Origin of the sequence: Streptomonospora mangrovi (assembly GCF_027604915.1) — a bacterium.
In the GTDB taxonomy this organism is placed as follows: Bacteria; Actinomycetota; Actinomycetes; order Streptosporangiales; family Streptosporangiaceae; genus Streptomonospora; species Streptomonospora mangrovi.
In genome coordinates, this window is record NZ_JAJAQC010000016.1 from 24,522 (window position 1) to 37,150 (window position 12,629).

Consider the following 12,629-nt stretch of genomic DNA (forward strand, 5'->3'; position numbering starts at 1 on the left):
CCGCCGGGGCCGCCGACGATCATGAGTTTCCCGCCGGTTTTCGCTGCCTACGCATAATTAGGGTGGCGGCGGAGCCGGTCGACCAAGCAAACTGAATGCGGGACGTTACTCGGCGGGAACCACCCACGGGAGGTCCGTGTGGCAACGCGAACAGTGCCGGTCGTCGTGCGACCGGTTGACAAGGAGGTCTCCTGGCTGGCCGATCGGCTGGCCGGGGATGAGACACGGCCGAGCGCTACGCCGGTCCGGGAGACGCCGTGAGCACCGCGCGCAGTACGGAGGGCGACACAATCCACCGCCACGTGCTGCTGCTCAACGCCAGCTACGAGCCGCTGACCACGCTGCCCATGCGCCGCGCGATCCTGCTGGTGCTGCGCGAGAAGGCCGAGGTCGTGCACGGCGACTCCGCCGGCAAGGCGCTGCACTCCGCGACCACCGCGCTGTCGGTGCCCTCGGTGATCCGGCTGCGCCGCTACATCAGAGTGCCCTACCGGCGCCGGGTGCCGCTGACACGGGTGGCCCTCATGCGCCGCGACGCCCACCGCTGCGCCTACTGCGGGAAGCGGGCCGAGACCATCGACCATGTCATCCCGCGCAGCCGCGGCGGCGGACACGTCTGGGAGAACGTCGTGGCCTCGTGCAAGACGTGCAACCACCGCAAGGCCGACCGCCTGCTCGACGAACTGGGCTGGACGCTGAACGTCACCCCGACCGTCCCGCGCGGCCTGCACTGGCGGCTCATCAACGGTGAGAGCCACGGCGACCCCCAGTGGGCGCCCTACATGGCGCGGGTGGCGGCCTAGCGGCCCCGCCCCCGGCACGGCCGGGCGCCCGGAGGCGGACTCCACGTCCCATCCGCCTCCGGGCGCCTATTCTTGTGCCATGCCTCGTTACGACTACCGGTGCCGCGAGTGCGGCGACACCTTCGAGCTGTCGCGCCCCATGGCGGAGTCCGACGCCCCGGCCGTCTGCCCCGGCGGCCACGACGACACCGTCAAGCTGCTGTCGACCGTGGCCGTGGGCGGGATGGCCGCCGCGCCCGCGCCCGCCGGGGGCGGCTGCTGCGGCGGGGGCTGCTGCGGCTGACCCGAGCCCCGCACCCCGCCCGCCCGGCCCGGCGCCCGGGGCACCGGCCGGACGGGCGGCGCGGGTCTGCTAGCGCTCCACCTGCGACACGTCGCGGGCCGCGCCGGTGGAGGCCGAGGTCGCCATGGCGGCGTAGGCGCGCAGCGCCGCCGACACCGGCCGCTGCCGGTCGCGCGGGCGGAACCCGCCCAGCTCCGCCAGCAGGGCGGTGCGGCGGGCGTCCAGTTCGTCGTCGGGCACGTCCAGGCGCAGCACCCGGTTGGGGATGTCGATCACCACGGTGTCGCCGTCGCGCACCAGCGCGATGTCGCCGCCCTGGGCCGCCTCGGGCGAGGCGTGGCCGATGGACAGCCCCGAGGTGCCGCCGGAGAACCGGCCGTCGGTGACCAGCGCGCACGCCTTGCCCAGGCCGCGGCCCTTGAGGAAGCTGGTGGGGTAGAGCATCTCCTGCATGCCCGGGCCGCCCTTGGGGCCCTCGTAGCGGATGACGACCACGTCGCCCGGCTCCACCCGCTTGCTGAGGATGCCGTCCACGGCGTCCTCCTGGCTCTCGAACACCTTGGCCGGGCCGGTGAAGGTGTACAGCTCCTCGTCGACCCCGGCGGTCTTGACGATCGCGCCCTCGGGGGCGAGGTTGCCGTAGAGCACCGCCAGGCCGCCGTCGGCGGTGTAGGCGTGGGCGACGTCGCGGATGCAGCCCTCGGCGCGGTCGGTGTCCAGCGACTCCCACCGGGTGTCCTGGGAGTACGCCTGGGTGGTGCGCCGGCCGCCGGGCGCGGCGTGGAACAGCTCCCGGGCCTCCTCGGTGCAGGTGTCGGCGGCGATGTCCCACTTCGCGAGGTACTCGCCCAGCGTGGCGCCGTGGACGGTGGGCACCGAGGTGTCCAGCAGCCCGCCGCGCGCCAGTTCGCCCAGGATGGCGGGGATCCCGCCCGCCCGGTGGACGTCCTCGATGTGGTACTTGTCGGTGTTGGGCGCGACCTTGCACAGGCACGGCACCCGGCGCGACAGCTCGTCGATCTCGGGCAGGCCGTACTTCACGCCGGCCTCGGTGGCCGCCGCCAGCAGGTGCAGGATGGTGTTGGTGGAGCCGCCCATGGCGACGTCCAGCGCCATGGCGTTGGCGAACGCGGCGGGGGTGGCGATCGAAAGCGGCAGGACCGAGGAGTCGTCCTCGTCGTAGTAGCGCCGGGCGACCTCGACCACCGTGCGGCCGGCGTCCTCGTACAGCCGCTTGCGCGCGACATGGGTGGCCAGGACCGTGCCGTTGCCCGGCAGCGCCAGGCCCATGGCCTCGGTCAGGCAGTTCATGGAGTTGGCGGTGAACATGCCCGAGCAGGAGCCGCAGGTGGGGCAGGCCGCCTCCTCGATGGCGTCCAGTTCGTCCTGGGACACCGACTCGTCGGCCGAGGCGATCATGGAGTCGATCAGGTCGAGCTTGCGCACCGTGGTGGCGCTGCCGTTGACGACGGTGACCTTGCCGGCCTCCATCGGCCCGCCCGAGACGAACACGGTGGGGATGTTCAGCCGCATGGCCGCCAGCAGCATGCCCGGGGTGATCTTGTCGCAGTTGGAGACGCACACCAGGGCGTCGGCGCAGTGGGCGTTGACCATGTACTCCACCGCGTCGGCGATCAGCTCGCGGCTGGGCAGGGAGTAGAGCATGCCGCCGTGGCCCATGGCGATGCCGTCGTCCACGGCGATGGTGTTGAACTCGCGCGGCACCCCGCCGGCCTCGCGCACCGCGCCGGCCACCACGTCGGCGACCTCGCGGAGGTGCACGTGGCCGGGGACGAACTGGGTGAAGCTGTTGGCGATGGCCACGATGGGCTTGCCGAAGTCCTCGCGTTCGACACCGGAGGCGCGCATAAGGGCGCGCGCGCCCGCCATGTTCCTGCCGTGGGTGACCGTTCGTGAGCGCAGCGCGGGCATGGGGTGCTCCCATCGACGCCGGGAGGCGTGGAAGACGTGTGGTTCTCGTTCGATGGTAGCGCCGCGCCGGACCTGTTGATGTCTCGACTCGAAAGACCGGGTGTCCGAATAATGAGATGGGCGGCGGTGGGGCCGCCCATCGCCTGGACGGGGGAGGGGCTGAAAATGGTGCGGCGGCCCGGGACCGGGCCGCGCGCCGAGGGTGTCGGGAGTCGGGGAGCCGGGAGGGGGCGGGGCCCCGCGGCAGCCTGGTGCCGCCTAGTACCGGGCCGGCAGCACCTCCTCGGCCGCCTTGTAGATCTCCTCGATCTCCTTCTCGCTGAGGTTCTGGGACTTGCCGCTGCGCAGCCACTTGCGGACCTTGGTGCCGGTGATGACGTCGACACCGCGCAGGTTGTGGCTGTCCCAGGGCATGCTCGGGCCGTAGATGGCCAGCGACGCCCGGATGTCGATCTCGCGGCCGATGCGCTCGCTGATCAGCTTCTGGGCGGTGCGGGCCTCCTCAAGCGCCTCGTCGATGCGCTCGTTCTTGGAGAACTTGCCGTGGTAGAGCTTCTCGAGCTTGTTGCGCAGGGGCAGCCGCTTGTCCCACGACTCGGAGTCGATGGCGAACGCGCCGCGCCGCCCCACAACGAAGTGGTCGATCTGGCCGTTGCCGCCGGGGATCCCGCGCGCGTGCAGCACGCGGTAGCCCAGGCGCTTCATCAGGCGCAGTTGCGCCTCGGTGCGGCGCTGGGCGGCGTTGGGCTTGCGCCAGCGCGGAACCTCGGAGTAGCGGCGCGAGGCGTGGACGACGAACGCGACGAGGGTGCCGATCCCCAGGGTGGCGCCGATCCGCCAGTCGGCCGTGAGCAGGCCGGCCGCCACGCCGACCGCCGCGGCCACCGCGCCGCGGACCAGCATGCGCCGCCCCGTGGCCGAGGTCAGTGCGCCGTATGTTTTTCGGGCTGCTCCATTGGAGCCCTGGGGACCGCGCGAATTCGCGGTGCGGGAGGTACTGAAGGGCGAGCCGCCGCGTTTCTGCTGCTGGGCAGTATCGGCGGGGGCGCCGTTGACTCTGCTTGCCGATTGCACGCTGGAAAGAGTAGTTCGATCCATATGCGAGTCCTAGTACATTGAATCTCACACTTTACTTGCCCGCCATAAATGGCGTTCTCACGTGTCCACAGGGTTGCCCGGGGGGAAGACATATCTTCTCCAGGGTTCTCTAGAGAGATCCCCCTCGCGGGCCGGTCTGACACCCGTTTGGGTTACGCTTCCTGCCCATGGCCGAGATTCACGACCTCACGGCGGTCCAGCAGGCCGCGGCCGTGCGGCGGCGCGAACTCTCCCCGGTGGAGATCACCGAGCACTACCTCGACCGCGTCGCCCGCCTGGACCGCAAGGTCGGGGCGTTCATCACCGTGGCCGCCGACTCCGCCCGCGCCCAGGCCCGCGCCGCCGAGCGCGAGGCGCTCTCGGCCACCCCGGGCGAGCCGCCGCCGCTGCTGGGCGTGCCCGTGCCCGTCAAGGACCTCGAACCCGTCGCCGGCCTGCGCCACACCTCCGGCTCGGCCGTCCACGCCGACCGCGTCGCCGACGCCGACTGCGACGTCGTGGCCGAGCTGCGCGCCGCCGGCGCCGTGTTCACCGGCAAGACCAACACCCCCGAGTTCGGCCTGCCCTGCCACACCGAGAACGACATCGCCCCGCCCGCCCGCACCCCCTGGGACCCCACCCGCTCGGCCGGCGGCTCCAGCGGCGGCGCCGCGGCGGCGGTGGCCGCCGGGTTCGCGCCGGTGGCCCACGCCAGCGACGGCGGCGGCTCCATCCGGATCCCGGCGAGCGCCTGCGGCCTGTTCGGGCTCAAGCCCACGCGCGGCCGGGTGACGTCCGGCCCGTTCAAACCCGACTTCATCGGGCTGTCCACCGCCGGCCCCATCGCCCGCACGGTCGCCGACGCCGCGCTGATCCTCGACATCGTCTCCGTCAACCGCCCCGGCGACTACTACACCGCGCCGCCGCTGCCCGCCGGCGAGACGTTCCTGGGCTACGCGCTGCGCGACCCCGGCCGGCTGCGCATCGCCCGCTACGACACCGCGCCGGTGCCCGGCCTGCGGCTCGACCCCGAGGTCACCGCCGCCTACGAGGCCGCCACCAAGCTGCTCATCGACCTCGGCCACGACGTCGAGGACATCGACCCGCCCTACGGCGCCGACACGGTCGAGGACTTCAACCTGGTGTGGGCGGCCATGGCGGCGGCCACCCCGGTGCGGCCCGAGGACGAGCACCTGCTGCGCCCCCTCACCCGGTGGCTGCGCGGGCGGGCCGCGGACTCCTCCGTCGGCGCCTACATGGCGGCCACCGCGCGGATCCAGGGCGCCGTGCGGGCGGCGCTGCCGCGGACCCTGCCCTACGACGCCGTGCTCACCCCCACCCTGGCGCTGCCGCCGGTGCCGGTGGGCCACTTCGGCACCGACCCCGAGGAGGAGTTCCGCCGGATGACGGCCTTCACGCCGTTCACGGCGCTGGCCAACATCACCGGCCAGCCCTCGGTCAGCGTGCCGCTGCACTGGAGCGCCGAGGGCCTGCCGATCGGCACCATGCTCACCGGGCGGCCGGGCGGGGAGCCTACTCTGCTGGCCCTGTCGGCCCAGTTGGAGGCGGCGCGCCCGTGGGCGGGCCACCGGCCGCCGGTCTGGGCGGAGTAGCGGGGCCGGAGGAGTCCGGCGGGCCGGGGGCCTCCGCGCGCTCCCCGGGTTCCGCGCGCTCCGCCGGCTCCCCGGGCTGCGCGCCGTCCGGGCCGCCGGGCGCGCCGCGCCGCAGGGCCAGCGCCACCAGCGCCGCGACCAGCGCCGCCGCCGCGGCACCGGCGGCACCGGCCGCCGCGCCGCCGAGGTCGATCAGCCAGCCGGTCATCGGCGCCGCCACCGAGATTCCGCCGGTGATCGCCGAGGACAGCCAGCCGTATGCTTCGCCGCGCCGGTGCGCCGGCGCCATCTCGCCCACGCGCTCGGTGACGGCGGCGATGGTGGGCGCGATTCCCAGCCCGGCGGCGAACAGCACCGGCGTGATCAGCCACGGCGAGGGCAGGTGCAGCACGGGCGGCAGCAGCGGCACCAGCAGCACCACGCCCGCCGCCGCGGCGAACGCCCGCCGCGCCAGGCGCGGCCGGCCCGGGAACGTGCCCGCCAGCAGCCCGCCCACGGCCGAACCGGCGGCGTAGACCGCCATCAGCGCACCCGCGTAGCCGGGCGTGCCCAGCTCCCGCGACCAGGCCACCGAGGTCAGGTCCACGCCGCCCAGTCCGGCCACCAGCAACGCCGACATCACCAGGATCAGCAGGATCTGGGCGTCCAGCAGCAGGGAGCGCCGGGCCGGGGCGGGCCCGCCGGTGCCGGCGGCGGGGGGTTCGGGCGCCGACAGCCCGGCGCGGCGCAGCGCCCAGGCGAACCCCGAGGCGCCCACCACCGAGAGCACCGCCATGACGGCCACGCCCGCGCGCCCGTTGGTCAGCCCCACCACGGCCGCCGCCAGCAGGGGGCCGACGATGAACAGCAGTTCCTGGAAGGTGGCCTCGGCGGCGTACATGGTCTGGCGGGTGGGGCCGGCGGTCAGGCGCGGCCAGACGGCGCGGGCGATCTGGTTGGCCGGCGGCAGGAACAGGCCGGTGGCCAGGGCCAGCGGCAGCGCCGCCCACCACAGCGCGCCCGGCAGCAGGGCCAGCACGGCCAGGCCCGCGCCGTAGACCAGCGCCGAGGAGGTGAGCAGGCGGTCCTTGGCGCGCAGGTCGGACATGCGGCCCCGGATCGGCCCGGCCAGGGCCGTGCCCACGGTGAGGCCGCCGGCCACCAGGCCGGCCACGGCGTAGGAGCCGGTCCACCCGGCCACCAGGAAGGTGACGGCGATCGGCAGGCCGCCGATGTGCACGCGCGCGAACAGCGACCAGAACAGCAGCGCGGGGACGTGGGGGACCGCGAAGAGGCGGCGGTAGGAGCCGAGGGCCGACCGCACCGGGCCGGCGGGCGGCACCGGCGGCGCCGCGAGGTGGTCGGGCGCGGGAGGCGCCGGGGGAGTCGGGACCGCCGGAAGGGCCGGGGGTGCCGGGGGTGGCGGAGGCCCTGCGGGCGCCGGGGGCGGTGCCTGGCCGCCCGGTGCGCCGGGCGGCGCCGGTCGGTCCGGTCGCGTGGGTGGGGCGGGCTCCGCCGGTTCCGCTGAGTGCATCGACCGAATCGTACATACCGGCTCGGAATATGAATAAGGGATATTTCCGGTTTAGCCGATGGGGGTCGGCCCGAAACGCATGTTCCGGGACCGGTGACACGGCAAGGGCATGGCGCACCCGCCACGGAACGTCCCCGTACGGCATTATCAGTATCTGTGAGTGATGCGGACCTGGCCCGGCTGGCCGAAGAGTACGGTGTCGCGACGACCTACGAGGACTGGCGCGGCCGCCGCGTGCCCGTCGCCGTCGACACACTCCGCCACGTGCTGGGGTCCCTCGGCGTCGACGCGTCGGCCCCCCGCGCGGCCCTGGAGGCCCACTGGGCCGACCAGGCCACCCGTCTGCTGCCGCCCTGCGTGGTCACCCGCGCCGGGCGCACCCCCCAGATCCCGCTGCCCGACGGCTCCCGCTGCTGGGTCGAGAAGGCGGGTGGCGGCTGGGCCGAACCCGGCCCCCAACTCCCGCTGGGCACCCACACCCTCCACGTCGAACACGGCACCGTGCGCCAGCAGGCGCCCCTTCTGGTGGTGCCCGACCGCCTGGCGCCCGTCGCCGCCGACCGCCGCGTCTGGGGGCTGATGGCGCAGCTCTACTCGGTGCGCTCCCGCGCCTCCTGGGGCATGGGCGACCTGCGCGACCTCGCCGAACTCGCCGACTGGAGCGCACGCGACCTCGGCGCCGACTTCGCCATCGTCAACCCGCTGCACGCCACCGAGCCCGTCACCCCCATCGAGCCCTCGCCCTACCTGCCGGTCAGCCGCCGCTACGCCGGCGCGCTGTCCATCCGCATCGAGGACATCCCCGAGTACGCCGCCCTGGAGCCCACCCAGCGCGAGACCATCCAGCGCCTGGCCCGGCCGCTGCGCGAACACGCCCGCACCGCCGACCTGCTCGACCGCGACGCCATCTGGGAGGCCAAGCGGACGGCCCTGGGCATGCTGTTCTCGGTGCCGCGCCCGCCCGCGCGCGAGGCCGCCTTCCAGGCGTACCTGGAGCGCGAGGGCGCCTCGCTGGTGGAGTTCGCCACCTGGTGCGCGCTGGCCGAGGAGCACGGGCGCGACTACCGCGCCTGGCCCTTCGAGCTGCGCGACGTCCGCGCCGACGCCGTGGGCACCGAGGCGCTGCGCCACTGGCCCGCCGTGGAGTTCCACCGGTGGCTCCAGTGGATCCTCGACGAGCAGCTCGCGGCGGCGCAGGCGGGCACCCGCGCCGCCGGGATGTCGATCGGCATCGTCCACGACCTCGCCATCGGCGTGCAGCCGGGCGGCGCCGACGCCTGGATGTTCGGCGACGCCATCGCGCCGGGCGTGAGCGTGGGCGCGCCGCCCGACGAGTTCAACCAGCAGGGCCAGGACTGGGGGCAGCCGCCGTGGCACCCGGTGCGGCTGGCCGAGCTGGGCTACGGCCCCTTCCGGCAGGTCCTGGGGCAGATCCTGCGCCACTCCGGCGGCGTGCGCATGGACCACATCATGGGGCTGTTCCGGCTGTGGTGGGTGCCCGAGGGCGCGTCCCCGGCGGAGGGCACCTACGTGCGCTACGACCACGAGGGCATGGTCGGCAGCCTGCTGCTGGCCGCCCAGGCGCACGAGGCCGCCGTCATCGGCGAGGACCTGGGCACCGTCGAGCCGTGGGTGCGCGACCACCTCGGCGAGCGCGGCGTGCTGGGCACCTCGGTGCTGTGGTTCGAGCGCCGCGACGACGGCAGCCCCCGCCGCCCCGAGGAGTGGCGCGCCGACTGCCTGGCCACGGTCGCCACCCACGACCTCCCGCCGGTGGCCTCCTACCTCTCCGCCGAGCACGTCGAGCTGCGCGACCGGCTGGGGCTGCTCAACCGCCCGGCCGCCGAGGAGCGCGCCGACGCCGAGGCGGCCGTGGCCGCCTGGCGCGACCGCCTGGTGGGCCTGGGGCTGCTGGATCCCGACGTGGACCCGCTCTCCGAGCCCGCGACGGTCGTGACGGCCCTGCACGCCTACCTGGCCCAGACCCCGGCCCGCCTCATCGGGGTGGCCCTGACCGACGTGGTCGGCGACCGCCGCATGCAGAACCAGCCGGGGACCAGCGACGCCTACCCCAACTGGCGCATCCCGCTGACCAGCGCCGAGGGCGAACCCGTCCTGCTGGACGAGCTGATCGCCGACCCCCGCCTGGCCGAGACCGCCCGCCGCGTCCTGCGGCCGCTGACCGACCCCGCCTACCGGGGCCCGGGGGCGGGGAGCGCAGCCGGGGAAGCCCTCTCAACGGATCCCGGCTCCGCCACCTCCGCCACCTCCGACGGTCCGGCCGGCTCCCCCGGCTCCGCCGCGGGAGCCCCGGAGCCGCGGTCGCGGTTGGACTCGGAACTGGAGACCGGCCTGGAGATGTAGCACCGGGCGCGCGGTCGACGGGGCGAGCCGGGCGCTTGGCGGGCGTTCGACGATCCGCCCGTCGTCATCCCTCAGGGCGGCGCCCGACGGTGATCAGGATGACGGCGACCACCAGTGAAGCAATGACCGCCCCGTGGACCACGGCCCAGAGCACCGCCTGGTCGTAGACGACGTGGACCCGCGTGCGGCGGAGGAACTCGGCGGACACCCCATGCCCGCACCAGGCCGGGCCGTCGAACAGCAGCACCCGCACGGCACAGAACTCCCGCACGACAGGCCCCGGGCCGGGGGGGGGGGGCCGCGGGGGCCCCCCCCCCCGCGGGGGGGGGCGGGCCCCCCCCCCGCCCCCCCCCCCCCCGGCCGCCGGGGGGGGGGGCGCCCCCCCCCCCCCCCCCCCCCCCCCCGGCCCGGGGGTGTCAGCGGCCCAAGGACCAGGGCGCTACCGCGCCACCGGTGCTGCCCGCCCTACCGCCTACCGCGCCGCCTCGGCGTCGCGGCGGCGGGCCCGCAACGCGCGGCGGACGCCCGCCTCGCCCTCCACCAGGAGGCGGCGCAGGGCCGGCGCGGGGGAGCGGTCGGCGATGTAGGACTCGGTGCGCGTGATGGTCTCCTCCTCGATGAGGTGGGCGGGGTAGGCCATCTCCGCGAACGTCTGGGCGAACTCGCCGGTCCAGTCGCGCCACGCCGCCTCAAGCTGGGCGAAGTAGCGGTCGACGTAGGGCCGGTACAGCTCGGCCTGCCCCGGCTCGGTGAACCCGGCCAGGGTCGCCCGGAACTCGGCGTTGGCCATGCTCCCCGAGACGATGCGGTCCCACGCCTGGGCCTTGGCCTCCGGCGTGGGGATCGCCGCGCGGCAGCCCGCCGCCTGGCGCTCGCCCGTGGCGGTGGGGTCGAGGTCCAGTTCGGCAGCGATCTCCTTCTCGTCGGCGCGCCCGGCCGCCACCAGCCTGCGCAGCAGGGTCCAGCGCAGGTCGGTGTCGATGGTCAGCCCGTCGACCGTGATGGCGCCGTCGTAGAGCCCCTGGAGCAGCGACAGGTGCTCGTTGCTCACGGCGGAGTCGGCGAAGCCGTGGGCGTAGGCGAGTTGGAGGTCGCCGCCCGGCTCGGCGGCGGTCAGCAGGTCGCGCAGGCGCCCGGCCACCAGGTCGAAACCGGTCGCGCGCCACTCCGGGTCGGTGTAGTTGTACAGCGCCGAGACGGCCTGGCGCAGCAGCATCTGCACCACCGCCACGTCGCTGACCCCGCCGATGCCCGACACCACGAGCTTGACGTAGTCGCGGGCCGCCATCTCGGCGTCGCGGGTCATGTCCCAGGCGGCGGCGAAGCACAGCGCGCGCGGCAGCGACTCGGCGATCTCGCCCGCGCCCTCCACCACGGTGCGCAGCGACCGCTCGTCCAGCCGGATCTTGGTGAAGGTGAGGTCGTCGTCGTTGATCAGCACCAGGTCGGGCTGGGCCTGGCCGACCAGTCGCGGGACCTCGGTGCGCGGGCCCGACACGTCCAGCTCGACCCGCTCGCGCCGCACGATGCCCTTGTCGGTGCGGTCGTAGAGGCCGATCGCCAGCCGGTGCGAGCGCAGGGTCGGGTGGTCCTCGGCCGCCTCCTGGAGCACCGCGAAGGAGGTGAACGCACCGTCCGCGCCGACCTCGAACTCCGGGCGCATCGTGTTGACGCCGGCGGTCTCCAGCCACTCCCGCGACCACGCCGACAGGTCGCGCCCGGAGGCCGCCTCCAGGTGGCGCAGCAGGTCCGCCAGTTCGGTGTTGCCCCACTTGTGCTCGGCGAAGTAGGCCCGCACCCCGGCGAAGAACGCCTCCACGCCCACGTAGGCCACCAGTTGCTTGAGCACCGAGGCGCCCTTGGCGTAGGTGATGCCGTCGAAGTTGACCTCCACCGCCTGCATGTCGGGGATGTCGGCGGCGATGGGGTGGGTGGAGGGGAGCTGGTCCTGGCGCAGCGCCCACGCCTTCTCGATGTTGGCGAAGGTGGTCCAGGCGTCGGTCCACTTGGTGGCGTGCGCCTGGCAGTACACGCTGGCGAAGGTCGCGAACGACTCGTTCAGCCACAGGTCGTCCCACCAGCGCATGGTGACCAGGTCGCCGAACCACATGTGCGCCATCTCGTGCAGGATGGTCTCGGCGCGGCGCTCGTAGCGGGCGTCGGTGACCCGCGACCGGAAGACGTAGTCCTCCAGGAAGGTCACCGCGCCGGCGTTCTCCATCGCCCCGGCGTTGAACTCCGGAACGAAGAGCTGGTCGTACTTGCCGAACGGATACCGCAGCCCGAACAGCTCGTGGTAGAAGTCGAAGCCCTGCTTGGTGACCTCCAGGATCGCGTCGGCGTCGAGGTGCTCGGCCAGCGAGGCCCGGCAGTAGACGCCCAGCGGGATCCCGTCGTGCTCGTCGCGGACCACGTGGTAGGGGCCGGCGATCAGCGCGGTGACGTAGGTCGACATCCGCTCGGTCGCGGGGAAGTGCCAGCGCGACTTCGGCCCGGCCGGGTCCTCCACCACCGCGCCCGACACGTCGGGGGCGCTGTTGGAGACCACCTGGAAGTCGGCGGGCGCGAACACCGTCAGATCGAACGTCGCCTTGAGGTCGGGCTGGTCGAAGCACGCGTACATCCGGTGCGCGTCGGCCGTCTCGAACTGGGTGTAGAGGTAGGTGGAGCCGTCGACCGGGTCGACGAACCGGTGCAGACCCTCGCCGGTGCGCATGTAGGCGCAGTCGGCCAGCACCCGCAGCTCGTTGCGCGCCTTGAGGCCGGGCAGCCGGATGCGGCCGCCGTCGAACACCTCGGCCGGGTCGAGTTCCTCGCCGTTGAGCACCACGGCGGACACCGAGGGCGCCACCAGGTCGATGAACGTCTCGGCGCCGGGCTCGGCGCACTCGAACTCCACCACCGTCTGCGAGGGGAAGGTCTGGTCGCCCGCCGTGAGGTCGAGTTCCACGGTGTAGGAGCCCACGCTGAGGATGCGCGCGCGTTCGCGCGCCTCGTCGCGTGTCAGGTTGCCCGCCACGTCGCTCCCTTCGGGCCGGCGTCCT

The 12,629-nt window shown here is 74.1% G+C and carries 9 protein-coding genes; 4 read left to right on the forward strand and 5 right to left on the reverse strand.

From position 1 onward, the window contains the following. The first annotated feature begins 302 nt into the window (after nucleotides 1-302). Nucleotides 303-803, forward strand: a complete 501-nt coding sequence (locus LG943_RS11245; protein WP_270072274.1) for an HNH endonuclease — start codon at nucleotides 303-305, stop codon at nucleotides 801-803. 79 nt (nucleotides 804-882) lie between these two features. Beyond that, complete coding sequence (locus tag LG943_RS11250) at nucleotides 883-1,086, forward strand: FmdB family zinc ribbon protein (RefSeq protein ID WP_270072187.1); 204 nt, start codon at nucleotides 883-885, stop codon at nucleotides 1,084-1,086. A 69-nt stretch (nucleotides 1,087-1,155) separates the two neighbouring features. On the opposite strand, the gene ilvD is transcribed toward LG943_RS11250, so the two are convergent. Together ilvD and LG943_RS11260 are read right to left on the reverse strand one after the other, a co-directional pair. Next, complete coding sequence (gene ilvD / locus LG943_RS11255) at nucleotides 1,156-3,018, reverse strand: dihydroxy-acid dehydratase (protein WP_270072188.1); 1,863 nt, start codon at nucleotides 3,016-3,018, stop codon at nucleotides 1,156-1,158. Between the two features lie 258 nt (nucleotides 3,019-3,276). Next, entirely contained in the window at nucleotides 3,277-3,921 is a 645-nt protein-coding gene (locus tag LG943_RS11260; protein WP_270072189.1) for a nuclease-related domain-containing protein, read from the reverse strand. A gap of 362 nt (nucleotides 3,922-4,283) precedes the next feature. On the opposite strand from LG943_RS11260, the gene LG943_RS11265 reads away from it, so the two are divergent. Then, a complete protein-coding gene (locus tag LG943_RS11265) occupies nucleotides 4,284-5,708 on the forward strand; it encodes an amidase (protein WP_270072190.1) in 1,425 nt (474 codons plus the stop codon). Here LG943_RS11265 and LG943_RS11270 read toward each other — a convergent pair. Then, a complete protein-coding gene (locus LG943_RS11270) occupies nucleotides 5,629-7,029 on the reverse strand; it encodes an MFS transporter (RefSeq protein ID WP_270072191.1) in 1,401 nt (466 codons plus the stop codon). The two genes, LG943_RS11265 and LG943_RS11270, sit on opposite strands and share 80 nt — an antisense overlap. Nucleotides 7,030-7,377: 348 nt before the next feature. On the opposite strand from LG943_RS11270, the gene malQ reads away from it, so the two are divergent. Next, nucleotides 7,378-9,585, forward strand: coding sequence for a 4-alpha-glucanotransferase (malQ, locus tag LG943_RS11275; RefSeq protein WP_270072192.1), 2,208 nt, complete (start codon nucleotides 7,378-7,380; stop codon nucleotides 9,583-9,585). Between the two features lie 64 nt (nucleotides 9,586-9,649). Here the strand turns inward: malQ and LG943_RS11280 are convergent, their stop codons facing one another. Both LG943_RS11280 and pepN read right to left on the reverse strand, forming a co-directional pair. Continuing rightward, nucleotides 9,650-9,856, reverse strand: coding sequence for a hypothetical protein (locus tag LG943_RS11280; RefSeq protein ID WP_270072193.1), 207 nt, complete (start codon nucleotides 9,854-9,856; stop codon nucleotides 9,650-9,652). Between the two features lie 201 nt (nucleotides 9,857-10,057). Further along, the gene (pepN, locus tag LG943_RS11285) at nucleotides 10,058-12,604 is read right to left on the reverse strand and encodes an aminopeptidase N (RefSeq protein ID WP_270072194.1); all 2,547 of its coding nucleotides are present in this window, start codon (nucleotides 12,602-12,604) and stop codon (nucleotides 10,058-10,060) included. Nucleotides 12,605-12,629 lie beyond the last annotated feature (25 nt).

What these genes read in the sequence shown, in the direction of transcription:
- LG943_RS11250 (WP_270072187.1), top strand. Translation starts at nt 883, where the DNA reads ATGCCTCGTTACGACTACCGGTGCCGCGAGTGCGGCGACACCTTCGAG.
- ilvD (WP_270072188.1), bottom strand. Translation starts at nt 3,018, where the DNA reads ATGCCCGCGCTGCGCTCACGAACGGTCACCCACGGCAGGAACATGGCG.
- LG943_RS11260 (WP_270072189.1), bottom strand. Translation starts at nt 3,921, where the DNA reads ATGCTGGTCCGCGGCGCGGTGGCCGCGGCGGTCGGCGTGGCGGCCGGC.
- LG943_RS11265 (WP_270072190.1), top strand. Translation starts at nt 4,284, where the DNA reads ATGGCCGAGATTCACGACCTCACGGCGGTCCAGCAGGCCGCGGCCGTG.